The 22,067-nt window shown below is 62.7% G+C and carries 23 protein-coding genes; 17 read left to right on the top strand and 6 right to left on the bottom strand.

Annotated features, from left to right (window positions below; genetic code table 11):
* Positions 1-191: 191 nt before the first annotated feature.
* The 7 genes from ACN2XU_RS04615 (at position 192) to ACN2XU_RS04645 (ending at position 8,164) form a co-directional block, all read left to right on the top strand.
* Positions 192-2,405: a right-handed parallel beta-helix repeat-containing protein gene (locus ACN2XU_RS04615; RefSeq protein ID WP_419409227.1), complete on the top strand. Its 2,214-nt coding sequence runs from the start codon at positions 192-194 to the stop codon at positions 2,403-2,405.
* A 106-nt stretch (positions 2,406-2,511) separates the two neighbouring features.
* On the top strand, positions 2,512-2,742 hold the full coding sequence (purS, locus tag ACN2XU_RS04620) for a phosphoribosylformylglycinamidine synthase subunit PurS (protein ID WP_419409228.1): 231 nt from the start codon (positions 2,512-2,514) through the stop codon (positions 2,740-2,742).
* Positions 2,742-3,782 (top strand): zinc-dependent alcohol dehydrogenase family protein, encoded by a 1,041-nt coding sequence (locus ACN2XU_RS04625; RefSeq protein WP_419409229.1) that lies wholly within the window; start codon positions 2,742-2,744, stop codon positions 3,780-3,782. Before purS ends, ACN2XU_RS04625 begins: the two co-directional genes overlap by 1 nt.
* Positions 3,783-3,786: 4 nt before the next feature.
* Positions 3,787-4,281, top strand: a complete 495-nt coding sequence (locus ACN2XU_RS04630; protein WP_419409230.1) for a DUF3592 domain-containing protein — start codon at positions 3,787-3,789, stop codon at positions 4,279-4,281.
* 68 nt (positions 4,282-4,349) lie between these two features.
* Positions 4,350-5,015, top strand: coding sequence for a phosphoribosylformylglycinamidine synthase subunit PurQ (purQ, locus tag ACN2XU_RS04635; RefSeq protein WP_419409231.1), 666 nt, complete (start codon positions 4,350-4,352; stop codon positions 5,013-5,015).
* Between the two features lie 37 nt (positions 5,016-5,052).
* Positions 5,053-6,816: a sensor histidine kinase gene (locus ACN2XU_RS04640; RefSeq protein ID WP_419409232.1), complete on the top strand. Its 1,764-nt coding sequence runs from the start codon at positions 5,053-5,055 to the stop codon at positions 6,814-6,816.
* 13 nt (positions 6,817-6,829) lie between these two features.
* Complete coding sequence (locus ACN2XU_RS04645; RefSeq protein WP_419409233.1) at positions 6,830-8,164, top strand: sigma-54-dependent transcriptional regulator; 1,335 nt, start codon at positions 6,830-6,832, stop codon at positions 8,162-8,164.
* Between the two features lie 215 nt (positions 8,165-8,379).
* Here the strand turns inward: ACN2XU_RS04645 and gap are convergent, their stop codons facing one another.
* Positions 8,380-9,384, bottom strand: coding sequence for a type I glyceraldehyde-3-phosphate dehydrogenase (gap, locus tag ACN2XU_RS04650; RefSeq protein ID WP_419409234.1), 1,005 nt, complete (start codon positions 9,382-9,384; stop codon positions 8,380-8,382).
* Positions 9,385-9,570: 186 nt separating this feature from the next.
* Here gap and ACN2XU_RS04655 point away from each other — a divergent pair, with 186 nt between their 5' ends.
* From ACN2XU_RS04655 to ACN2XU_RS04665, 3 genes are all read left to right on the top strand, one after another.
* Positions 9,571-9,966: a DoxX family protein gene (locus ACN2XU_RS04655; protein WP_419409235.1), complete on the top strand. Its 396-nt coding sequence runs from the start codon at positions 9,571-9,573 to the stop codon at positions 9,964-9,966.
* Between the two features lie 16 nt (positions 9,967-9,982).
* The gene (locus tag ACN2XU_RS04660) at positions 9,983-10,954 is read left to right on the top strand and encodes a DUF808 domain-containing protein (RefSeq protein WP_419409236.1); all 972 of its coding nucleotides are present in this window, start codon (positions 9,983-9,985) and stop codon (positions 10,952-10,954) included.
* 209 nt (positions 10,955-11,163) lie between these two features.
* A complete protein-coding gene (locus tag ACN2XU_RS04665; RefSeq protein WP_419409237.1) occupies positions 11,164-11,418 on the top strand; it encodes a hypothetical protein in 255 nt (84 codons plus the stop codon).
* Between the two features lie 66 nt (positions 11,419-11,484).
* On the opposite strand, the gene ACN2XU_RS04670 is transcribed toward ACN2XU_RS04665, so the two are convergent.
* Genes ACN2XU_RS04670 through ACN2XU_RS04685 form a run of 4 tightly spaced genes read right to left on the bottom strand, consistent with a single transcriptional unit; the run spans position 11,485 to position 14,495 of the window.
* Positions 11,485-12,564, bottom strand: a complete 1,080-nt coding sequence (locus tag ACN2XU_RS04670; RefSeq protein WP_419409238.1) for a methyltetrahydrofolate cobalamin methyltransferase — start codon at positions 12,562-12,564, stop codon at positions 11,485-11,487.
* Positions 12,561-13,220: an HAD family hydrolase gene (locus tag ACN2XU_RS04675; RefSeq protein ID WP_419409239.1), complete on the bottom strand. Its 660-nt coding sequence runs from the start codon at positions 13,218-13,220 to the stop codon at positions 12,561-12,563. The genes ACN2XU_RS04670 and ACN2XU_RS04675 overlap by 4 nt, the downstream gene beginning before the upstream one ends.
* Before the next feature lie 13 nt (positions 13,221-13,233).
* A complete protein-coding gene (locus ACN2XU_RS04680) occupies positions 13,234-14,166 on the bottom strand; it encodes a methylenetetrahydrofolate reductase (protein ID WP_419409240.1) in 933 nt (310 codons plus the stop codon).
* 32 nt (positions 14,167-14,198) lie between these two features.
* Complete coding sequence (locus ACN2XU_RS04685) at positions 14,199-14,495, bottom strand: virulence factor (RefSeq protein ID WP_419409241.1); 297 nt, start codon at positions 14,493-14,495, stop codon at positions 14,199-14,201.
* A gap of 202 nt (positions 14,496-14,697) precedes the next feature.
* Between ACN2XU_RS04685 and ACN2XU_RS04690 the strand changes: the two genes are divergently transcribed.
* The 7 genes from ACN2XU_RS04690 (at position 14,698) to ACN2XU_RS04720 (ending at position 21,298) form a co-directional block, all read left to right on the top strand.
* Positions 14,698-15,396: a sulfotransferase family 2 domain-containing protein gene (locus ACN2XU_RS04690; RefSeq protein ID WP_419409242.1), complete on the top strand. Its 699-nt coding sequence runs from the start codon at positions 14,698-14,700 to the stop codon at positions 15,394-15,396.
* 32 nt (positions 15,397-15,428) lie between these two features.
* Positions 15,429-16,541 carry a Ppx/GppA phosphatase family protein gene (locus ACN2XU_RS04695; RefSeq protein WP_419409243.1) on the top strand — a complete coding sequence of 371 codons (1,113 nt, stop codon included), beginning with the start codon at positions 15,429-15,431 and terminating at the stop codon, positions 16,539-16,541.
* A 108-nt stretch (positions 16,542-16,649) separates the two neighbouring features.
* Positions 16,650-17,384, top strand: a complete 735-nt coding sequence (locus ACN2XU_RS04700; protein WP_419409244.1) for an RlmE family RNA methyltransferase — start codon at positions 16,650-16,652, stop codon at positions 17,382-17,384.
* Between the two features lie 171 nt (positions 17,385-17,555).
* On the top strand, positions 17,556-18,182 hold the full coding sequence (locus tag ACN2XU_RS04705; RefSeq protein WP_419409245.1) for an SGNH/GDSL hydrolase family protein: 627 nt from the start codon (positions 17,556-17,558) through the stop codon (positions 18,180-18,182).
* A complete protein-coding gene (locus tag ACN2XU_RS04710; protein WP_419409246.1) occupies positions 18,179-18,631 on the top strand; it encodes a lipocalin/fatty acid-binding family protein in 453 nt (150 codons plus the stop codon). The genes ACN2XU_RS04705 and ACN2XU_RS04710 overlap by 4 nt, the downstream gene beginning before the upstream one ends.
* The gene (locus tag ACN2XU_RS04715; RefSeq protein WP_419409247.1) at positions 18,628-20,037 is read left to right on the top strand and encodes a carnitine 3-dehydrogenase; all 1,410 of its coding nucleotides are present in this window, start codon (positions 18,628-18,630) and stop codon (positions 20,035-20,037) included. Before ACN2XU_RS04710 ends, ACN2XU_RS04715 begins: the two co-directional genes overlap by 4 nt.
* Complete coding sequence (locus ACN2XU_RS04720; protein WP_419409248.1) at positions 20,024-21,298, top strand: glycerate kinase type-2 family protein; 1,275 nt, start codon at positions 20,024-20,026, stop codon at positions 21,296-21,298. The genes ACN2XU_RS04715 and ACN2XU_RS04720 overlap by 14 nt, the downstream gene beginning before the upstream one ends.
* Here the strand turns inward: ACN2XU_RS04720 and ACN2XU_RS04725 are convergent.
* Positions 21,289-22,050: a hypothetical protein gene (locus ACN2XU_RS04725; RefSeq protein WP_419409249.1), complete on the bottom strand. Its 762-nt coding sequence runs from the start codon at positions 22,048-22,050 to the stop codon at positions 21,289-21,291. The two genes, ACN2XU_RS04720 and ACN2XU_RS04725, sit on opposite strands and share 10 nt — an antisense overlap.
* Positions 22,051-22,067 lie beyond the last annotated feature (17 nt).

Raw genomic sequence — 22,067 nt, forward strand, 5'->3', positions numbered from 1 at the left:
GAACATATAGGAAAAGGTTGCGCCGGGGTAAAGGCCCCGGACCAAGGATGTGTGGCGCAAATCGCCGTGATGATCGGACTTTGGCCCTGTCGCGCGTCGTTTGACCAAAACCAAGGTATTCCGGGCTTGGCGGATGCCCGGGCGGCGGGATAGGCTTGGGGTATTGCCAAAGTCATTTCGGGAACACTGCCATGCGCCGCCTTTTCCACGCCGTTATCCTGAGCGTTTTCGTCCTTGGCAGCGCCGCCACCGCGCAAGCCCCGGCGCAGTTCGACCCGGAAGATTTCGGCAATATCGTCATTCAGCCGCGCCAGTCGGTGGGCTCTGCCGGGGGCTTCACGCTGGAGCAGGCCTTTGGCGATTATCAGAACGAGCCGATCATCGAATACGGCGAGAACAGCCCGGCGGTGCGGCTCGGGCGGCCGATCGGGCGGCTCGATACGCTCTATGCCAACGGACAGACCGGCTTTTGCACGGCCTTCATCGTCGACGAAAAGCACATTATAACCAACCATCACTGCATTCCCGGCATGGACGGCGACCCCACCGGGGCACAGAGCAACGTGCAGGCGGCGCAATTCGTGGCGGGGTATATCCAGCCGGGCCGCAGTCAGGGCGCCACGCGCTATACCATCTCTCCGCTGATCGTCGAGACCAGCCGTTCGCTCGATTACACGGTGCTGCGGGTTTTCGGCAATCCGTCGGCGAAATTCGGCGTGATGGAGCTGGCCGGGGAAGATCCCGAAGATTCGGAATTCCTGTGGATCATCGGCCATCCGCAGGGCCAGTCACAGCACATCAGCCGCGAGGGCTGCGCCGCCGCGACCCCGGCGATTTCGGACGAGGGCAAGCTGGTGCACACCTGCGACACGCTGGGGGGCAATTCCGGCTCTCCGGTCATTCGCATCACCGACAAGCGGGTGATCGCGCTGCATCATGCCGGGGACAATCGCACCGGTTTCAACATGGCAATCCCGATGAGCCGCATCCTGGCCAACAGCCGCGTCTTGCGGGCGGCGGCGGGGACCACGGTGCCTGCACCCGCTCCGGCGGTCGCGGTCAGGCCCGCGGCGCCGACAGTGCCGGTGGTGGAGACGCCGAAGCGCGCAGCCATGCCGGAGAGCAACGCCTGCGACGCGCTCTGGAGCGAGGCCAAACAGCTCGGCTGTGGCGGTTATGAGGCCTACCTGTCGCAATGCAGCGCGCATACCTTTGCCATCATGGCCAAGGCGATGGTCAAGCGCCGCTGCACCGAAACAGCCGCCGCGCCCGAGGCGCCAGCGGCCAAACCGGCGCTCGCGGCTGCCGCGCCGCCCCGTGCGGGCGGCGCAATCCGCGTGGCGGCCGATGGCAGCGGCGATTACCGCTCGCTCGCGGATGCGGTTGCGGCCGCCAGAGAGGGCGCGCAGATCGAGATCCAGCCGGGGATCTACACCGAAGGGCTCGACATCTCGCGCCCGGTCGAGCTGATCGGGGTCGGCAACCGGGGCGATATCGTGTTGGAGGTGAGCGGGAACAGCGTGATCCGTTGGGAGGCGGATAAGGGCGTGATCCGCAATCTGACCATCCGGCAGGCGGGCGGCGATTATTTCGGGGTACATGTTCTGTCCGGATCGGTGGCGATCGAGGACAATGACATTGCGTCGAAGGGCCTTGCCGCCGTGGCCCTGCGCAACAACGTCGGCGCGCAGGTGCGCCGCAACGAGATTCACGACAGCGCCGAGGGCGGCCTTTTCATTTTTGAAGGCGGCAAGGGCACGGTTGAGGACAATGTCTTTTACGGCAACACCTTTGCGGCGATCGAACTGCGCGACCGCGGCGAGGCTCTGGTACGCGGCAACACGATCCGCGACGGGTTGGGGCAGGGGATCTTTGTCAACGAGGGCGGCACAGGCGAGATCATCGACAACGTGATTGCGGCCAACGCCATGGTGGGCATTTCCATCAAGGGATCGGGGAATCCGTTGATCAAGGGCAACGTGGTGCGGGACGGGCAGGAGGGGGGCATCCTTGTCTCCGACAATGCGCTGGGACGGATCGAGGGCAATACGATCTATGGCAATGCCTTCAGCGGCATCGAGGTGCGCACCGGTGGCGATCCTTTGATCAAGGGCAATTCGATCCGGGACGGCAAGCAGAGCGGGCTGTTCTTTCTCGAAGACGGACGCGGTATGGTCGAGAACAACGACATCTTCCGCAATGCCTTTTCCGGAGTGGTGGTGCAATCGGGGGGGCATCCGATCCTGCGCGGCAACCGTGTCAGTCGCAGCGGATACTATGCCATCGAGGTGCTGGAAGGCGGCGCCGGAACCTATGAGAACAACGATCTGACCGGCAATCCGAGGGGCGCGTTCCTGATCCACGAAAAGGCCAGGGACCTGTCGCGCCGGGGAAACAAGGAATAGCCGCAGCCCGCTTTGCCCTTGCATTTTGCGCGCAGGCAGGGTTTCACCCGGGGCCATGAGATCAACGCGCCGCGCGGCCTGCGTGGCATCGGAAAAGGACGGCGAGATGAAGGCTCGGGTACATGTGATGCTGAAGAACGGGGTTCTCGATCCGCAGGGCGAGGCGGTCCGGCATGCGCTCGGTGCGCTTGGCTTTGAGGGTGTCGAGGGCGTCCGCCAAGGCAAGGTGATCGAACTGGATCTGGCCGAGGGCACCAGCGAAGAGACCGTGAAGGCGATGTGCGACAAGCTGCTCGCGAACACGGTCATTGAAAGCTACAGCATCGAGCTTCAGTGATGCGCGCGGCGCAGCTTATCGGGTATCGCGCGCCGCTGGAGATTGTCACGGTGGACGATCCGGCGCCGCCTGCGGGCGGCGTTGTGCTGCGCGTGCTGGCGAGCGGGATCTGCCGCTCCGACTGGCATGTCTGGACCGGCGGTGATGCGGTGGTTCTGCCGCATATTCCCGGGCATGAGTTTTGCGGCGAGGTGGTTGCCGTGGGCGCCGGTGTGACACGCTGGTCCGTGGGAGACCGGGTGATCGCGCCGTTCATCCTGGCCTGCGGGGCCTGCCCGGATTGCTCTGCCGGGCATCAGACGATTTGCGCCAATCAGGTGCTGCCGGGCTTTACCGCGCCCGGCTCCTTTGCCGAATACGTCGCTGTTTCGTTCGCCGATGAAAACCTGACTCGCCTGCCGGACACCATCGCGCCGGATCTGGCGGCGGCCTTTGGCTGCCGGGTGACGACGGCCTGGCAGGCGCTGACCGGACGCGCGGCGCTCAGGCCAGGCGAGTGGCTGGCGGTGTTCGGCTGTGGCGGCGTTGGCCTCTCGGCGATGCTGCTTGGCCGGGCGCTTGGGGCGCGGGTCGTGGTTGTCGACGTTGTCGAAGACAAGCTGACCCATGCCAGGGCTCTGGGCGCGGATGCGGTGGTAGACGCCAGCGCAGGCAATGCCGCCGAGGCGGTGCGCGAGATCACCGGAGGCGGCGCGCATGTGGCGCTGGAGGCCTTGGGCATTCCGGCAACGACCGAAGCGGCGATGCGCGCGTTGCGCAAGCTGGGCCGAATGGTGCAGATCGGCATGCCTGCGGGAGATCATCTGAACATGACCTTGCCATGGGATGTGGTCTATTCCGGTCAGCTGGCGATTTACGGCACCCGAGGGATGCCCGCTCATCGCTATGGCGATCTGCTGAACATGGTGGCGGGCGGCCTTGTGGACCTCAGCCCGATCGTCGCCCGTCGGGTCGGGCTCAGCGATGCCACGGCGGAGCTTGCCGCCTTTGACAATGCCGCGCCGCCGGGTGTGGCCGTTATCACGGACTTCACACGGTAACCCTATGGGGAAAGCCTATTTCCTGCACACCAGAGGGGATGGCACCCGTCAGATCAGCTGGCGGGTCTGGGTTCTGGTCTGGGTCTTGCCGGTCTGCATGATCGGCGGTGGCCTTATCGAACTTCTGCTGCAAACCTACCACCTGAGTCAGGGCGTTCGGGTGACGGGCACCGTCGAGCGGGTCTATGAATGGGATAATGACATCCCGTGGATCTTTTCGGATGAACCCAAAACCTATTCGCCGGTTTTCCAATACAGCCTGCCGGACGGGCGTGAGGCCGGCGCCTCTTCACATATGTCGGACCCGTCGTTGGATTTCGAGGTCGGCAGCGCGCATGAGATCATCGTTTTCCCGGATCAGGACCGTGATGTGATGGTCCCCGGACCGCATGTCCATGCGGCGGGCTGGATTGTCCTATACTTGGGATTTGCGCTCTGCGTGCCTGCGGTTCTGGCCTCTTTGCTGTTCTGGCGTTGGAAGGCGCGCGGCGCGGGTTGAGCAGGCTTGCGCCTGTGCGGCGGAGGTTGTAGCAGCATCCGCATAGCCCAGACCCCAAGAGGTGATCCATGAAAGCTGCCGTCATCGTCTTTCCCGGCTCCAATTGTGACCGTGATCTCAAGCGCGCCTTTGAACAGGCCGGTCTTGGGGTTGAAATGGTCTGGCACAAGGATACGGCGCTGCCCAAGGTCGATATCGTCGGCATTCCCGGCGGGTTTTCCTTTGGCGATTACCTGCGCTGCGGCGCGATTGCCGCGCAATCCCCGATCTGCCGCGAGGTGGTGGCCCATACGGCGCGCGGCGGCTACGCATTCGGCGTCTGCAACGGCTTTCAGGTGTTGACCGAGACCGGCATCCTGCCCGGAGCGTTGCTGCGCAATGCGGGGCTCAAGTACATTTGTCGCACGGTTGGGCTGCGGGTTGAGACGGCGGACAGCGTGTTTACGCAAGGCTACACCGTGGGCGAGGAGATCGGCGTGCCGATTGCGCATCACGACGGCAATTACTTCGCGGATGAGGCAACCCTGGACGCGCTAGAGGGGGGAGGTCGCGTGGCGTTTCGCTACACGGACAATCCGAATGGCTCCGCGCGCGATATCGCCGGGATCCTGTCGGCCAACCGCCGGGTGCTCGGGATGATGCCGCATCCAGAGCGGGCGGCGGAAAATGCCCATGGAAACGAAGATGGTGCGCGCCTTTTCGCTCATTTGACCACGGTGCTCAGCGAGGCCTGACTTGTGAGCACGGCGCGGCGGGCCTATCCTTTGGCGCATGTCGACCCGCCGCTCTTCGATCACCCGTCCGCGCCGAACCGGCCCGCTGTCCTGGCGGGTGCGGCTTGCGCTCGGCGTCTTGATCGTGGCGGCGGTGGCTACGATCTGGACCACCAACACGCTTTTGACCGGGCGCTTTACTGAAACGACGCGCAACCGCGCCGAGCTTCGTCTGGCGCTTTACTCCGGTAACCTGATTTCCGAGCTGCGGCGCAACGCGATCGTCCCACAGCTTCTGGCCCGCGATCCGGCGTTGATCGGTGCGCTGAATGCGGCGGATTACACGCAGTCCTCGCAACGGCTGATTTCCTTCGTCGACGAGATTGGCGCGGCCTCGCTGATGCTGCTTGACTCCGATGGGCGGACGGTGGCGGCCACGGATCGAAACAGGCTGGGCGAGACGCACAAGACGCTGGGCTATTTCGTAGACGCGCTGCGCTCCTCCACAACCGTTTTTACGGTGATCGAGCGCGAGGCGGGAGGCTTTCGCTTTACCTATTCGCGGCGCGTCGAAAGCCAGAACCAGGCAATCGGCGTGATCGTGGTTGAAGTCGACCTGGCCAAGTTCGAGCGGGCCTGGGCGGGGATTTCCGATGCGGTCATGGTGACCGACAGCAACGGACGCATCATCCTCGCAACCGAACCACGCTGGCGCGGGCTGACCACGCCGGAGGCGCTGGAACGGCAACCCGCCGACAGCGCCATCGAGCGCGCCATTCGCGCGACATCGGATTGGACCAGCGAACAGCCCGACGCCTATCTGTCAGGCGAGGCAGTGATGCGGATCGACGGACGCATCCCGTTCCGTGGCTGGACCCTGACGACGTTCACCACCTACGCCTCCGTGCGCGAGAAGGTGAACGCGGTGCTGGCGCTGGAGATCATGGGTTTTGCCATTCTCGCGGCGCTGGCCTTCTATTTCCTGTCGCGCAAGACGGCGCTCCGAATGGCCCTTTTTCAGCGCGAAAGTGCCGAGCTTCGTGCACTGAACGCCCGATTGCAGGCAGAAATGGCCGAACGGGAGCGGGTTCAGGAAAACCTCGCGGTGGCCGAGCAATCGCTGGCGCAGTCCTCCAAGCTGGCCGCTCTGGGTGAGATGTCCGCCGCTGTCAGCCACGAATTGAATCAGCCGCTGGCGGCGATGAAGACCTATCTTGCCGGTGCGCGCCTGCTTATGCGCCGCAACCGTCCCGAAGAGGCGCTGACTGCCTTTCACCGTATTGACGATCTGATCGAGCGCATGGGCGCGATCACGCGACAGCTCAAAAGCTATGCGCGCAAAGGCCAAGAAGCGCTCAGCCCGGTGGATATGGCGGAGGCTCTGGCCTCCTCCCTGTCGATGATGGAACCACAGTTGAAATCGCGCCGGGTCAAGATCGGTCGCATCCTGCCCGACGATCCGGTGCGGGTGATGGGCGACCGGATGCGCATCGAACAGGTGCTGGTCAACCTCTTGCGCAATGCGCTCGACGCTACCAAATCGGTGGATGACCCGCAGATCGAGATCATCCTCGCCGCCGGCGAGACCGCCACCCTGTCGGTGCGCGACAATGGCCACGGCATCGAGGATCTCGAATCGCTGTTCGAGCCGTTCTACACCACCAAGCAGCCGGGCGATGGCGTGGGGCTTGGTCTGGCGATCTCTTCGGGGATCGTGGCCGATCTGGGCGGCCGTCTCACCGCGCGGAACTCCGAACGGGGTGGCGCGGTTTTTGAAATGCAACTGCCGGTCCTGATCGATGCATCGCAGGCAGCGGAATAAGGAAGAAAACAGAATGTCCACAGCCATGAAAATCGCCATTGTCGACGACGAGAAGGATATGCGTCAGTCGATCAGCCAATGGCTGGCGCTCTCCGGCTATGACACGGAAACCTTTGCCAGCGCCGAAGATGCGCTTGGCAGCCTCGGGTCGGATTATCCGGGGATCGTGATCTCGGACATCAAGATGCCCGGCATGGATGGCATTCAGTTCCTCAAGAAACTGATGGGCGCGGATTCGGCACTGCCGGTCATAATGATCACCGGACATGGCGATGTGCCCATGGCGGTTGAGGCGATGCGGATCGGGGCATTTGATTTCCTCGAAAAGCCGTTCAACCCGGACCGAATGTCCGAACTGGCCAAGAAGGCGACGAATGCGCGGCGCCTGACTCTCGACAACCGCGCGCTGCGGCGCGAATTGGCGGGTGGTGAGCAGATCATGCGCAAGCTGATCGGCGCCTCTCCGGTCATGGAACGGCTGCGCGAGGATATTCTCGATCTCGGACAGGCCGACGGCCATGTGCTGATCGAGGGCGAAACCGGCACGGGCAAGACGCTCGTGGCGCATGCGCTGCACGCGGTGGGCGCGCGGGCCGGGAAGAAATTCGTTCTGGTCAGCTGTGCTGCGCTGGACGAGGATGCGCTCCTGTCCCGGCTCTTTGGCCCCATGCAGCCCGAGGAAAGTCGCCTGCCTGCGATCGAAGAGGCGCGAGGCGGGACGCTGGTCCTTGAGGATATCGAAGCGCTCAGCGACAGCGCACAGGCACGGCTGCTGTCCGTGCTCGATGAACAGGGCAACCCGCCGGAGACGCGCATCGTGGCGATCTGTAACCTGCAGGACGAGGGCCGCACCTGCGAGAGCACCATGCGCCCTGATCTCTACTACCGCCTTGCGGCGCTCAAGATCGTCGTGCCGCCGCTGCGCGCCCGCGGCGAGGACATCCTGACGCTGTTCACACGCCTGAGCGAGCAATACGCCGACGAATACGGCTGTGAAGCACCGAACGTCTCCGCCCAGGAGGCGGCGCAATTGCTTCAGGCCCCGTGGCCCGGCAACGTCCGCCAACTCATCAATCTCGCTGAACGCGCCGTGCTGCAATCGCGGCGCGGGCAGGGCACGATTGCCTCCCTGCTGATGAGCGACCACGATCAAATGCAGCCTGTTATGACCACCGAAGGCAAGCCGCTGAAAGAATATGTCGAGGCGTTTGAGCGGATGTTGATCGACAACACCATGCGCCGCCACAAAGGCTCGATTAGCCAGGTCATGGACGAACTTTGCCTGCCGCGACGGACCCTGAACGAGAAGATGGCCAAATACGGATTGCAACGCGCCGATTATCTCTGAGACCCACGGCGCGGTTCTCGAAGACCGTTCCGCAGGGCTTCCATAGGTATTTCTCTGACCGAAAACGTCAGGGTGCAGACGCGCGCGTCTTTGGTCTCCAAATACCCTTGGGGGTGAATGGCCGAAGGCCAGAGGGGGCAAAGCCCCAAAATTCCAAACAAAAAAGCGCCCGGCCGCAGGCCGGGCACCGCTTGATACCAGTCTGGCTGCCGGGATCAGTGCAGCAGGCGGCCCATGGCACCGGCGACATCGGCCATGCGGGCGGAGAAGCCCCATTCATTGTCGTACCAGGCCAGAACGCGGACCAGACGCTTGCCGGTGACCTTGGTCTGGTCGGGCGCAAAGATCGACGAATGGGTGGTGTGGTTGAAGTCGATGGAAACTTTCGGTTCCGGATCATAGGACAGGACCGACCCCATGCGGCCTGCAGCGGCCTCTGCGACGACCGCGTTCACGTTCTCGACGGTAACATCCTTGCCCGCGTAAAAGGTCAGATCGACGGCCGAGACGTTGGGTGTCGGCACGCGCATCGACGTGCCATCCAGCTTGCCCTTGAGACCGGGTAGCACCTCGCCCAGGGCCTTGGCGGCGCCGGTCGATGTGGGGATCATTGCCATGGCGGCGGCGCGGGCGCGGTAGAGGTCCTTGTGGCGGCGATCGAGCGTCGGCTGGTCGCCGGTATAGCTGTGGATCGTGGTCATGATGCCGCTTTCGATGCCGATGGCCTCATCAAGCACCTTGGCCAACGGCGCGAGGCAGTTGGTGGTGCACGAGCCGTTGGAGATCATCGTGTCCCCGGCCACCAGATCGCGGTGATTGACGCCATAGACGACGGTTTTCTGCACGTTCTTTGCGGGCGCGGAGATCAGCACGGACTTGGCACCGCGCTGCAGGTGTGCGGCGGCCTTTGTGCCATCATTGAACTGTCCCGTGCATTCGAGGACCACATCGCAGCCGCCCCAATCAAGCGCGTCGAGCTCATAGGAGGACATAACGTCGATCGGGCCGCGCCCGAGATCCATACTGTTGTCGGTCACCCTGACTTCGCCGGGAAAGCGGCCATGGACGCTGTCGTAGCGCAGCAGATGCGCATGGGTTTCTATCGGACCCGGCGCGTTGATCTTGACCACCTGCACATCGTTGCGGGCGCTTTCGGCGATATGGGCGAGCGTGCAGCGGCCAATCCGGCCAAATCCGTTGATACCAACCGTGACAGTCATGCGCGTGTCTCCAAAAACCATGTCTTGACGCCGGGTATACGGAGGCATGCTGCTGCTGCAAAGTTAAATTCTGTTTTTTGCCAACATGTTAGCGATAAACCTGTGGGCAGGAGTCTTGGTTGCGCTAACTGATTTCCACGTTTGCGATAACGGATCGGCAGCGTTCACAGGATACGGGAATCAGTCATGCGCTATCAGGATTGGATGGCATTTGCGGGGCGCTGCCTGATTGCCGCGCTATTCATTGCCGGCTTTGTTCAGAAGCTCGCGGATCCGGCGCCAGCCGTGGGTCTGTTGCGCGATGCGGGGCTTTGGGGTTGGCTTGTCTGGCCGGCGGCGCTGTTCAATCTTGGCGCGGCGCTGGCGTTGATTGCCGGTGTTTTCCTGCGGCCAATGGCGGTGGCTCTCGCGCTTTATTGCATGGCGACGTCTTACTTCCACCTGATCCCGGACGATCCGTGGCAGATGAGCATCTTCGTCAAGAACTGGGCGATTGCGGGTGGCTGCCTTGTTCTGGGCGCACAAGGGGGAGGACGGCTCGTCTTGCGCCGGGGCGTGCAGAGGGTAGAGTGCGACAGATGAAAAGAGGAGCAATGGCATGAGCGGTCTTTTGGCGCTATTGGACGATGTTGCGGCAATTGCCAAAGTGGCGGCAGCGTCGGTCGACGACATCGCCGCGGCAGCGGCGAAGGCCGGGTCAAAGACCGCAGGTGTGCTTATCGACGATGCGGCGGTGACGCCGAAATACGTGCAGGGCTTCGAACCGGCGCGGGAGTTGCCAATCATCTGGCGTATCGCGCGCGGCTCGCTGTTCAACAAGCTGATCATCCTGCTGCCGCTTGCACTTTTGATGGCCAGCTTTGCGCCGTGGTTGGTGCCGCCTCTGCTTATTCTCGGGGGTAGTTATCTGTGCTTTGAAGGGGCGGAAAAGATCGCCCATGTGGTGATGCCGCACGACGACCATTCGGGCGGGCCGGACGGCAGCCATGACATCGGCGATCCGACCCATCTTGAAGAGAAAAAGGTGCAGGGCGCGATCAAGACCGATTTCATCCTGTCGGCGGAGATCATGACCATTGCCCTGAGCCAGATCGAACAGCCCACGCTGTGGATGCAGGCGGCTGTGCTGGCGGTTGTCGCGGTTGGGATCACCTTTGCGGTCTATGGCGCGGTGGCCGTGATCGTCAAGATGGACGACATTGGCTTGTGGCTTAGTCAGGTGGGGCGTCTTGGTTTGACGCGGGCGCTTGGCCGGGGAATCGTGAAGTTCATGCCATGGATGCTGAAGATCCTGATGGTAGTGGGCACAGCCGCGATGCTTTGGGTTGGCGGCTCGATCATTGTGCATTCGCTGGCGCAGATGGGCTGGCACGGGCCGGAGGAGTTCATCCACCACATTGCCGTCGATTACGGCGGCGCGCAGCCAGCGGTGGAGTGGGGTATCACCGCTGCGCTGGACTTCGTTCTCGGACTGGCCTGGGGATTGCTGTTGATCCCGGTGGGCGTGAAGCTGATCGCGCCGCTGTGGTCGGCAGTGTTCGGCGGCAAGGGTGACGCGGAGGCGCATTGAGGCGTTGCCGGATTTTGCCCGGGCTACGCCCGGCCGACAAATGTGGGCCTTTGGCCCGCGTTTTGTTTTGAGCATTTGAAAAGAGACGCTGCAGGAGCGGGCGTGACCGGTGCCTCCGGACCGTTGGTCAACGCGGGGTTGCCATATTCGTGCCTCTGACGGACGTTAACAAATGGTTAATGCGAGTCGGATTACGGGACGGTGAACGTATGAAAAAAGCGATTGTTGCTGTCGCCCTTATTTCCTGGGGTGCGTTTGCTGCCGCCGATGGGTCAGAGCGGACGCCCACCGAGCGCATCAATGCCTTTCGTACGGCGCAGGCGTTTGATTGCCGCAATGTCAGCTGCAAGAAGTTGAGTTCTTGCGCCGAGGCTTGCTTTAAGTTGTTGCAATGCGGGCAGAGCGTTCGCGATGGCGACAACGATGGCATTCCATGCGAGAACCTTTGCTCGCGTCGCTGCTGAGCGTCGGGCCGCCAGGAAAAAAGCCCCGGGTTTGACCCCGGGGCTTTTCTTTTTCAAGGCCTTGGATCAGCCCCGGCGGCGGCGACCGCCGCGGCGGCCACTCGTTGCACCGTCGGCGCCCGGCTCGCCGGGGGCTTTGTTGAAGCGGATCCATGCGCCGCCCGAGTCGTCATTGTTGGTCAGGAAGTTAGCCGCGCGGATCGCTTCCATTTCCTTGCCCGGGCGGGGCAGGGTGCTGCCCATGCCGAACAGCTTCACGAAGCTTTCGTCGTCCATGCCCTCGGGCAGGATGATGCCAGCAGCCTCCACGGCGGCGCGTTTTTCCGCGATGGCCTTGGGGCCGACGGGCAGGGCGACGGGGTTCATGATCGCCGAAGTCATGCCAGCTCCCATGGCCATTGGCAGAAAGGCGTTGTTGATGCCGTGGCGGTTGGGCAGGCCAAAGGAGATGTTCGACGCGCCGCAGGTGGTGTTCACGCCCAGCTCTTCGCGCAGGCGGCGCACGAGGGTGAAGACCTGCAGGCCCGCCGTTGCCATGGCGCCGATCGGCATGACCAGCGGGTCGACCACGATGTCATGCGCCGGAATGCCGAAATCGGCGGCGCGTTCGACGATCTTCTTGGCCACGGCGAAGCGTACTTCCGGGTCCTCGGAGATGCCCGTGTCGTCGTTGGAGATCGCCACGACCGGGACGTTGTACTTCTTGACCAGCGGCAGGACGAGTTCGAGGCGCTCCTCCTCGCCGGTGACGGAGTTCAGCAGCGGGCGGCCCTTGGCGGCGGCAAGGCCGTTTTCCAGCGCGCCGGGCACGGAGCTGTCGATGCACAGCGGGCAATCGGTGACGGCCTGAACGCATTCGACCAGCTGTTTCATCAGCGTCGGCTCAACGAAATTGTTGTCGGCATACCGAGGATCTTCGGCCATCTTGTTGGAAAAGACCGCACCGGAGTTGATGTCCAGAACGGTGGCTCCGGCGGCGACCTGCGCCAGCGCGTCGGCCTCTACGCGGGAAAAATCGCCGCGCTCCAGTTCCTCGTTCAGGATCTTGCGCCCGGTTGGGTTGATGCGCTCGCCAATGACGCAGAACGGCTGGTCAAAGCCGATGATGGCGGTTTTCGTGGCCGACTCGATTACGGTGCGGGTCATGCGTTTTCTCCTGCGAGGCGGGCCAGAATGGTTTCCAGTCCCGGGTCGTTGTAATCCTGAATGGTCTCATGCGCACCGGCGGCGCGCAGATGTGGGTCGTCACCGGCGGAGCGAATGCCGACTGTATAGGCACCGGAGGCGCGGGCGGCCTTGAGGCCGGATGGGCTGTCTTCGAACGCGACGCAGTGCTCTGGCTGGACGTGCAGCATCCGCATGGCGGCCAGATAAGGCTCTGGATCGGGTTTGCCGCGCGCGCATTCGTCTCCGATGATCAGAACCTCGAAAGCCTCGCGCAGCCCTATGGCCGCCAGCATGTGCTCGGCATTGATGCGCGGGGCGTTGGTCACCACGGCAAGGCCCCAGCCAGCGGCGCGGGCCGTCCGCAGCAGCTCCGGCGCTCCGGGCATCGGGGACTGGCCCCCGGTCAGACGCGCACGAAACCGGTCTTCCTTGAGATCCGAAAGCGCCTGCGCATCCTCGCCCGGAAACAACCGCGGAAAGCTGTCGAGATTCAGCTGCCCATGGATGTGCTCCATATAGAAGGCTTCGTCGATGCTTTGGCCGCGTTCTTCGAACATTTCGGAGAACACGGCAAAATGCAGGGGGTCGGACTGGATCAGCGTGCCGTCCAGATCAAAGAGCAATGCGTGTTTCATGCTCGGCTTCTTATCAGCCTGCTTTGGCGGCTGGAACCGCAGAAGCGCCGCCGTGATCAATTGCCCATTGTGCGTTGGTCTTGATGCCACCGAGCGGGAAGAAATGCGCGCTCTCGATATTGAAATCAGGGTTGGCGGCCTTGTGCGCGGCGAGCTTTGACAAAACCTCCGTCGGCTCATAGGGCAGCAGCAATTTGCTCACGTCCATGGCGCGTTTCTGCAGCACCTTGAGCGAGGGGCCGACGCCGCAGGCGATGGCGAATTTGATCAGGGTCTGCAGCTTGGCCGGGCCCGCGATGCCGATGTGGATCGGCAACGTGATGCCTTCGGCCTTCAACCGATCGGCCCAGGCGATGATCGGGTCGGCGTCGAAGGCGAATTGGGTGGCAAGGGCCATCCTGGCGTCGGTCCGCGACTGGAACGCCTGTTTCCAGCGCAGCGCCTCCATGACCAGTGCATCACCACCCTTCGTGTCGATGTCCCTGTTGCCTTCGGGATGGCCCGCGACGTGCAGCCGCTCAAAACCGGCCTCATCGAACAGACCGGTTTCCATCAACTGCATGGAGCTGTGGAAATCGCCATGCGGCTGGTTCACGCCACCGGCGAGCAGCAGCGCCTGCCGTACGTTCGCCTCGCCCTGGTAGCGGGCAATCCAGTCGCCGAGCGTGGCCTTGTCCTTGATGATGCGCGCCGGAAAATGCGGCATGACCGTGTAGCCCTCGCCGTTCAAGCGTTTGGCGGTGGCGACCATGTCCTCGATCGGGGTCCCCTCGATATGGGCGATGTAGACGCGGGTGCCGGCGGGAAGCAGCGCGCGGAAGTCCTCGACCTTCTCGGCGGTGCGGGGCATCACCTCGATGGAATAATTCTGCAGGAAAGCCTCGATTTCGCCGTTGCCGGTCGCGGGGCTGCGCTCTTCACGCTTGCGGAAATTCAACAGGGCCATGACTGCCTCCCTCAGGGTCATTGCACCGGGCCTCAGGCCCAGCCGTCGTTTGCGATGAGCGCCTTGATGCGCTCATGATCGTATTCTGCGTCCAGCCGGGCCGCCTCGGCGTTGGCGGCCTCCTGGCCGTCGCCCTCGACGGTGCCGGTGACCTCTTTGCGCCATTCGGCAAGATAGGCATCGGTGTCCGACGCGCCGACCTTCATTGCGGCGCGGTCAATCGCCTGCTCGAAGCGCTCGGGCAGGATGGCCTTGGCGCCGCGCCGGCCTTTGCCGACGATGACCTGCGCCGGGATGTCGCGCCAGAAAACGATAGTCAGATCTGCCATGGAGGTGATTCCAGTTCGTGTTGTGTTGTGTCTAACGGGTGCTGCGGGAGCGGCAGGGTCGGATTTCGACCTGTGCCGCGCATTTACCGACAGGCTAGGATGTCGCACAGTGGCGTCCAGACCGAAAGGTCCAGTGGCTTCATCGGATCTTGTTGTTTGTTCGGGACGATGGCGCGGATCGCGAAAAGGAGGGAAGCCGTCGATGGTCGTGCGGATCGAGGCGTATCAACTGGCCTATGTGCCATTGCCCAAGGCGGCCTGCTCTTCGGTGAAGAAGGCACTCGCGCTGCTTGACCCAGTCGTCAGCCTGCCGCCCAGGGAAACACGGGACGTGCACACGTGGCACCGGCTTTATCCGACACGGCGATTTCGTGCCCGGCAGATGGCGCGGCTGGAGGGGTATTTCCGGTTTTGCGTTGTCCGCGATCCGCTGGCGCGGCTGTTGTCGGTCTGGACCAACCGTGTTCAGGAGTTTGGCGATTTGCGCAATGCCTGGTCGTTGCAAAGCGGCCGGGTGGCGCTGCCGATGGAGCCCGATCCGGATTTCTTTTTTTCCCATCTGACGGCCTATGCGCAGGCGGTGTCCGGAATCAAACATCACGTTCTGCCCGCGCCGGTGTTCCTCGGGCCAGACCTCGGGGCCTACAGCCGTGTTTACCGCACAGAGGAGATGGCCATCCTCGGCGAGGATCTGTCACAGCGGTGCAATCAGGCGGTGTCCTTGCCACGCGCAAATAGCAGCGGAACGCGGCTGAGGGCGGAGGATCTCAAACCTGCGACGCTGGACGCGCTTCGGGTGCGGCTGGACGCGGAATATGGTTTCCTTTCATCGTATTACGACAATCCTTTCGACGTGCGCAGTCATGGTGCTTGCGTGACACCCTCCGCCCGCCTATCCTGAGAGCAAGTTGATATCGGAAAAGGCGCAAAATCATGGCGCCCAAGCGTCCCAAAGGTGCGGGCGCTTTCCCGAAACCGGTCGAAAGCACCGCGCCTGACAGGCCCGATCCGAACGCCCTTTATGCGGCGTTGGATTTGGGTACCAATAGTTGTCGCATGCTGATTGCCCAGCCAAAGGGCAGCCAGTTTCATGTGGTCGACAGCTTCTCGAAGTCCGTCCAGCTTGGGCAGGGGCTCGAAAAGTACGGCCGTTTGAGCCGGGCTTCGATGGCGCGAACCATCGCGGCTCTGCGCGTGTGCCAACAGAAAATAGACCGCCATCAGGTCCGCAACATGCGGCTCGTGGCGACGGAGGCCTGCCGCAGGGCGCGCAATGCGCGCGATTTCATCCGTCAGGTCAAACGGGAAACCGGCCTGCAACTTGAAATCATCCAGCCCGAAGAAGAAGCGCGGCTGGCCGTGATCAGCTGTGCGCCGTTGGTGTCCACCAAGACCGAACAGCTTTTGGTGGTCGATATTGGCGGCGGCTCGACCGAGCTGGTGTGGATTGATCTGTCCAAGGTTGACCCGCGAGACCGGCCGCGTGCGATCATGCGGCTGCACGCGGGGTTTCACGCCCCGGCCAGCCCGTTTCCGACGGCGCGGGTGGTCGACTGGATCAGTGTGCCGCTGGGCGTGGCCACGCTGCGTGATCAGTTCGGCGATGTGGACGACGACGCCGCGCGCTATGCTCTCATGAGCTGGCTGTTCGAAGAAAACCTCGCGGAATTCGCACCTTACAAGGACGAACAGCCGCGCGAGGGGTTTCAGATCGTCGGCACCTCCGGGACCGTGACAACCGTGGCCGCCTCCCACCTTGGCTTGCGCCGCTATGATCGCACGAAGGTCGACGGGCTGCGCATGTCGAGCGATCAGATCGAGGCGGTGATCCAGGGCTATCTGCAGATGGGGCCGAGCGGGCGCCGTCGGGATCCCAGGATCGGCCCGGATCGTCACGCGCTGATCATGAGCGGCAGCGCGATCTTGCAGGCGCTTTTGCGCCTTTGGCCGACGGACCGGCTTTCGGTTGCGGATCGTGGCCTGCGCGAGGGGCTGCTCTATGCCCAGATGTCCGCGGATGGTGTTCTGGAAGATGGGCCGCTATAGACCCCAAGAGGGCGGAATTTTCGGGGAAATTCCGGTTTGGGGGCGCTGCCCCTGTCCTTCGGACTCCCCGGGGATATTTTTGGACCAGTGAAAACCGGAAAGAGTGCGATGGCAAAAGGGCCGAAGAATTCGTCGGGACGCGGGCAGCGCGATCTCAAGGTCAAGGTCAAGAGCGCGCGCGGGCGCAAGCTCTCCTCGACGCTCTGGCTGCAGCGACAGCTGAACGACCCCTATGTGAAGCGCGCCAAGACCGATGGGTATCGCGGCCGTGCGGCGTACAAGATCGTCGAGATTGACGACAAGTACCGTTTTCTCGTGCCGGGGGCGCGGGTTGTCGATTTAGGCGCCGCGCCGGGGGGCTGGTGTCAGGTCGCCGTGAAACGGGTCAATGCGCTTGGCGAGAAGCAGGGCAAGGCGGTCGGGACGGTTCTTGGCGTCGATCTGCAGGAAATGGACCCGATTGCCGGGGCCGAGCTGCACCAGCTGGATTTCATGGAGGACGGCGCCGACGACAAGGTCAAGGCTTGGCTCGGCGGCAATGCGGATGTCGTGATGTCCGACATGGCCGCCTCTGCGTCCGGGCACAAGCAGACCGACCATATCCGCATCATCGCCCTGTGCGAGGCCGCCGCGCAGCTGGCGTTTGATGTGCTCGAAGAGGGCGGCACCTTCGTGGCCAAGGTTCTGGCCGGTGGGGCGGAAGGCTCGCTGCAGCATGTCCTGAAACAGCGGTTTCAGAAGGTTGCCAATTTCAAACCGCCCGCCAGCCGGTCGGATTCGTCGGAGAAATTCGTGGTGGCCACCGGGTTCCGGGGGCGGGACGCGCATTCGGAGGAAGACTGACCGGCGCGCGGTGCGTGGCTTGTCTTCAGGGAATGTCTCGTGCTCTGAAACTGCGGCGGAAGAGGCGCAGTGCGATGCCGGAAGCAGGGCCTGCCGCCACAATCGGGATTGACCCTGCCGATCAGGGCGGCCTTGATGGCCGCACCAAAGAGCAGGCGGAGGATTGGGTAAATGGCGGTTATCTTGTGTTACGGCGACAGCAACACGCATGGCACAAAGCCCGTGGCCGTGCCCGGAGTGTCCGAGCGTTACGATCCAGGCGACCGCTGGCCTGATGCCATGGCTGCGGCCCTGGGCACGGCACATCAGGTGATTTCCGAGGGTTTGCCCGGCCGCACGACGGTCCATGAAGACGTGATCGAGGGTGGTATGCGCAACGGGCTCGCCGTGTTGCCCGCCATCCTGCACAGTCATAAACCCATTGATCTCATGGTTCTGATGCTGGGCACCAACGATCTCAAAGGGCGGTTCTCGGTCACGGGATACGAGATTTCCCGTTCGCTGGAGCGGCTTGTCCTGGCGGCGCGGGCCGAAGGGGTCGTGGCGCGCATCGTGCTTGTTGCCCCACCGCCGGTGCGTGAGTGCGGGACGCTTGTCGATGTCTACGCCGGGGCAGAGGCGCGGCAGATTGGCATGACCGATCACATCCGCAACGCGGCGCAGCGGCTTGGCTGTGGCTTTGTCGATGCGGGCGAGACGGTTTGCGTCTCCGAGGAGGATGGCGTGCATTGGACCGCCGAAGCACATCGCCAGTTTGGCGCTGTCATGGCCAGGGCGGTTCAGGCGTACCTGCCATGAGGCGTGTCGGCGCGATGATCCTGTGCGGCGCGCTGCTGGGTTGCGTTCCCAAGCCGTTGCCATCCGTGTTCATTCCCCTGCGCAATCCCACCGTCCAGATCGCGAGCCAGGCCGACGTGACCATCCCGCGTCTTGCAGGCGATTGGCGGGTGGTTGAAGGCGCAGGGATCGCGCCCGGTGCGCGGATCACGATCGAAGGCACCACAATTATCATCAACGGTATGCGGTTGCCCTTCTTGCCGGAGGGCAACGGACGCTATGCCATGGGCCCGGAGGATATCTGGGTACACTGGCTCGATGTGGACAACCGCACGGCCGCGCTTGGCGAACCGGGGGGCAGCCGGGTCTGGATCATGGATCGGACCGGGCGGCCGGGAGAGCGGTTGCAGGCCGCGCGGGATATCCTTGCGTGGTATGGCTACGATCTGAGTCGGATGGAGGCACCATGACCAATACAGCGGCTATCGTTGGAGGCGGCGTTATCGGGGGCGGCTGGGCCGCGCGGTTTTCGCTTATGGGATGGCAGGTTCGGATCTTCGACCCCGACCCGGAAGCCGAGCGCAAGGTCGGCGCGGTTCTTGACGGCGCGCGGCGGGCCTTGCCCATGCTCTACGATACGTCAATGCCCGAACCCGGCACCGTGGTTTACTGTGCGACGCTGGCCGAAGCCGTCGCTGGGGCCGGTTGGATTCAGGAAAGCGTGCCGGAGCAGCTCGACCTCAAGCATGAAGTCCTGTCCGGGATTCAGGCCAATTGCCGGGCGGAGGCAATTATCTGCTCCTCGACCAGTGGTTTCAAACCGTCCGAGTTACAGGACGGCGCAGAACGCCCGGAGCAGATTCTTGTCGCGCATCCGTTCAACCCAGTTTACCTTCTGCCATTGGTCGAGTTAGTTCCCAGTGTGAATAATGGCGTTGAAGTTATTGATAAGGCCTCGAAAACGCTGTCATCCATTGGAATGCAGCCGCTGCACGTGAAGGCTGAAATCGACGCCCATATTGCGGATCGCTTGCTCGAATCCGTGTGGCGCGAAGCCTTGTGGCTCGTGCGGGACGGCATCGCGACAACGCAGGAAATCGACGATGCTATTCGCTACGGGTTTGGCCTGCGTTGGGCGCAGATGGGATTGTTCGAAACCTACCGTATCGCGGGCGGGGAAGCAGGCATGCGGCACTTCATGGCGCAGTTTGGTCCATGTTTGAAGTGGCCTTGGAGCAAACTGACGGATGTGCCTGATTTTACGAATGAATTGGTCGATTCAATTGCTGGACAATCAGACGCTCAATCGGGGCACATGTCGATCCGGGAACTCGAACGGTTGCGCGATGACAACCTTGTCGCGATCTTGCGGGCTTTGAAAGGACGAGACGCGGCGGCTGGCGGATTGATCACGCGCCACGAAGAGACGATGCGTAAACCATTGGCCCGGACCATTCCTCTGGTCACGGTGCGGCGCAGCGTTCCGGTGGACTGGGCGGACGTGAATGGCCATATGAATGAAGGGCGGTACGGGCAGGTGTTCAGCGACGCCAGCGAGGAGTTGATGCGTCATGTGGGGGCCGATCGCGCGTATATTGACGCGGGAAACAGCTATTTCACGGCGGAAACGACCATTAAGTATCTGGCGGAAACACTTGTTTCAGAAGAGTTTTACGTCGAAACTAGGGTCCGTCTCGGCGCAGGGAAAAAGCTGCGCTTGTGGCATGAGATGAAGCGGGCAACGGACGGGACGCTGCTTGCGACCTGCGATCAGTTCCTGCTGCATGTTTCATTGGAGACGCGGCGATCCTGTCCGCCATTGCCGAAAGTACAGGCCGCCGTCGAAGCACTGGCAAAGGATCATGACCATGGATAATCGCGCTTTTCTGACCGAACTCTTCGACGCGGCGGTCGCGGCGGCTGATCCGGTGAAGGCTCTGGCCGATGTGCTGCCGGCGCGGCCGAAAGGGCGCACGGTCGTCGTGGCGCTGGGGAAAGGCGCGGCACAATTGGCGGCGGCTTTCGAGAAACTGTGGGACGCGCCGGTCGACGGGGTGGTTGTCACCCGCTACGGCTATGCGGCGCCGTGTCGATATTTGCCGGTCGTGGAAGCGGCACACCCGGTTCCAGATGCGGCTGGGATGGTGGCCACGGAGGCCGTTTTCAAGGCTGTGGAGGGGCTTACCGAGGATGACTTGGTGGTTGCTCTGGTCTGTGGCGGCGGCTCCGCGCTGTTGCCCGCGCCTCCGGAGGGGCTGACTCTGGAGGACGAGCAGGCATTGAACAAGGCGCTTCTTTCCTCCGGCGCCCCGATTGGCGTGATGAATGCCATTCGCAAGCACGCAAGCCGCATCAAGGGCGGCAGGCTGGCGGCGGCTGCCGCACCAGCGAAGGTGGTCAGCCTTGTTGTGTCCGACGTTCCCGGCGACGACCCCGCTCAGGTGGCGTCTGGCCCAACGGTTCCGGACAGCGTAACGGCTCAGGATGCACTTGCCCACATATCATCCTGGAAAATCATTCTCCCTGAGGGGATTATGCGCCATATCTCAAGTGATGCGTCAACCGCGCCGGACCCGAGCGATCCAAGGTTCATGGGGCATGAGGTAAAGGTGGTCGCATCGGCCCGATTGTCTCTTGAAGCTGCGGCGGCCCGGGCCGAGGCTATGGGCTTTCCGGCCGTTATCCTGTCCGACGCGATCGAGGGCGAAGCCAAGGACATCGGCCTGATGCATGCGGCGCTGGCGCGTGAAGTTGCCCTGCGCGGGCGGCCTTTCAAGGCGCCGATTGTTCTGCTTTCGGGTGGCGAAACCACTGTCACACTCGGTGAAAATCCCGGGCGCGGGGGGCGGAATACGGCGTTTCTGCTCAGCCTTGCCGCCGGGCTTGAGGGGCTCGACGGGATAACAGCGCTTGCGGCGGATACGGACGGCATTGACGGATCGGAAGACAATGCCGGTGCGTTTGTGGATGGCAGCAGCCTTGCGCGGCTTCGCGCCTGTGGCCGAGATCCGGGGGCCTTCATCGAGGCGCAGGACCCTTATGGCGCGTTCGAAGCTTTGGGGGATTTGTTCACACCGGGCCCAACTGGTACGAATGTCAATGATTTCAGGGCCATATTGATCGAAGCTCAAGTATAGGTGTAGCCGAACGATGCCTCAATATCAGCATCGAGATGAGCCAGCATATGAGCACGATCTGCATCTCGCATCGGGTTCGGGGGATCTGGCCGGTCGTTTACTGCCGGATTGAACCGGGTGCCCAGACGCCGAAGAACTGGTTTGTAAAACGGTCTTTTGGGCGAAATATCAAACTCTTCTGACAGTTTCTTCAACATCCGTTCGGGATCTGCGGTAAAATCTTCCATCCGGATGAAAACGATATTGCGACCCCGGTTTGCCATGCCAGCCAAAGCCCGCAGCTTTGCTGTGCGCAGCGCAAAGAGGTTGTCATAGGCCAGGCCGCTGATTGGATCGCGATCGAGTTGCAGCGCCGCGCCCTTGACGGCCAATTCCGGGTGGATCATTTCAAAATCGGCAGGCCGGTCCACGATGGTGACCCATTGGTGGCGTATGAAGTCGGGAAAGGCGCGCTTTTGGAGCTCCGGATGCCCGTGCCACGGCCGTTTGTACATGGACCGGGCCCAGTCGGCAGCGTTGCGCACGATACACAAGACCAGCAACCGTTCAGGGATCGCCACCATTTGGGGAAACCCGTGTTTCCAGCCAAGTCCTTCGGTTCGCTGGATGTCGAGGTTCTTTTCGATGGTCTTGCGCAGCAGGTTTGTGCCGCTGGCGCGCTCTCCAAGAACCTGAAACTGCTGCATGGGTTTGTCGATGCGCTTGATTGCGAAGAAGCCGGACGGGCCGATGTGAACGGGGGTTTCGGGCATGATCGTTTTGGAATTCT

Source organism: Pacificoceanicola niger (assembly GCF_048553275.1).
GTDB lineage: Bacteria > Pseudomonadota > Alphaproteobacteria > Rhodobacterales > Rhodobacteraceae > Pacificoceanicola.

What these genes read in the sequence shown, in the direction of transcription:
- ACN2XU_RS04670 (WP_419409238.1), bottom strand. Translation starts at nt 12,564, where the DNA reads ATGACCCGCACCGTAATCGAGTCGGCCACGAAAACCGCCATCATCGGC.
- ACN2XU_RS04725 (WP_419409249.1), bottom strand. Translation starts at nt 22,050, where the DNA reads ATGCCCGAAACCCCCGTTCACATCGGCCCGTCCGGCTTCTTCGCAATC.
- ACN2XU_RS04665 (WP_419409237.1), top strand. Translation starts at nt 11,164, where the DNA reads ATGAAAAAAGCGATTGTTGCTGTCGCCCTTATTTCCTGGGGTGCGTTT.
- gap (WP_419409234.1), bottom strand. Translation starts at nt 9,384, where the DNA reads ATGACTGTCACGGTTGGTATCAACGGATTTGGCCGGATTGGCCGCTGC.
- ACN2XU_RS04695 (WP_419409243.1), top strand. Translation starts at nt 15,429, where the DNA reads ATGGCGCCCAAGCGTCCCAAAGGTGCGGGCGCTTTCCCGAAACCGGTC.
- ACN2XU_RS04685 (WP_419409241.1), bottom strand. Translation starts at nt 14,495, where the DNA reads ATGGCAGATCTGACTATCGTTTTCTGGCGCGACATCCCGGCGCAGGTC.
- ACN2XU_RS04630 (WP_419409230.1), top strand. Translation starts at nt 3,787, where the DNA reads ATGGGGAAAGCCTATTTCCTGCACACCAGAGGGGATGGCACCCGTCAG.
- purQ (WP_419409231.1), top strand. Translation starts at nt 4,350, where the DNA reads ATGAAAGCTGCCGTCATCGTCTTTCCCGGCTCCAATTGTGACCGTGAT.
- ACN2XU_RS04705 (WP_419409245.1), top strand. Translation starts at nt 17,556, where the DNA reads ATGGCGGTTATCTTGTGTTACGGCGACAGCAACACGCATGGCACAAAG.
- ACN2XU_RS04645 (WP_419409233.1), top strand. Translation starts at nt 6,830, where the DNA reads ATGTCCACAGCCATGAAAATCGCCATTGTCGACGACGAGAAGGATATG.
- ACN2XU_RS04640 (WP_419409232.1), top strand. Translation starts at nt 5,053, where the DNA reads ATGTCGACCCGCCGCTCTTCGATCACCCGTCCGCGCCGAACCGGCCCG.
- ACN2XU_RS04625 (WP_419409229.1), top strand. Translation starts at nt 2,742, where the DNA reads ATGCGCGCGGCGCAGCTTATCGGGTATCGCGCGCCGCTGGAGATTGTC.
- ACN2XU_RS04715 (WP_419409247.1), top strand. Translation starts at nt 18,628, where the DNA reads ATGACCAATACAGCGGCTATCGTTGGAGGCGGCGTTATCGGGGGCGGC.
- ACN2XU_RS04615 (WP_419409227.1), top strand. Translation starts at nt 192, where the DNA reads ATGCGCCGCCTTTTCCACGCCGTTATCCTGAGCGTTTTCGTCCTTGGC.
- ACN2XU_RS04680 (WP_419409240.1), bottom strand. Translation starts at nt 14,166, where the DNA reads ATGGCCCTGTTGAATTTCCGCAAGCGTGAAGAGCGCAGCCCCGCGACC.
- purS (WP_419409228.1), top strand. Translation starts at nt 2,512, where the DNA reads ATGAAGGCTCGGGTACATGTGATGCTGAAGAACGGGGTTCTCGATCCG.
- ACN2XU_RS04710 (WP_419409246.1), top strand. Translation starts at nt 18,179, where the DNA reads ATGAGGCGTGTCGGCGCGATGATCCTGTGCGGCGCGCTGCTGGGTTGC.
- ACN2XU_RS04655 (WP_419409235.1), top strand. Translation starts at nt 9,571, where the DNA reads ATGCGCTATCAGGATTGGATGGCATTTGCGGGGCGCTGCCTGATTGCC.
- ACN2XU_RS04700 (WP_419409244.1), top strand. Translation starts at nt 16,650, where the DNA reads ATGGCAAAAGGGCCGAAGAATTCGTCGGGACGCGGGCAGCGCGATCTC.
- ACN2XU_RS04675 (WP_419409239.1), bottom strand. Translation starts at nt 13,220, where the DNA reads ATGAAACACGCATTGCTCTTTGATCTGGACGGCACGCTGATCCAGTCC.
- ACN2XU_RS04660 (WP_419409236.1), top strand. Translation starts at nt 9,983, where the DNA reads ATGAGCGGTCTTTTGGCGCTATTGGACGATGTTGCGGCAATTGCCAAA.
- ACN2XU_RS04690 (WP_419409242.1), top strand. Translation starts at nt 14,698, where the DNA reads ATGGTCGTGCGGATCGAGGCGTATCAACTGGCCTATGTGCCATTGCCC.
- ACN2XU_RS04720 (WP_419409248.1), top strand. Translation starts at nt 20,024, where the DNA reads ATGACCATGGATAATCGCGCTTTTCTGACCGAACTCTTCGACGCGGCG.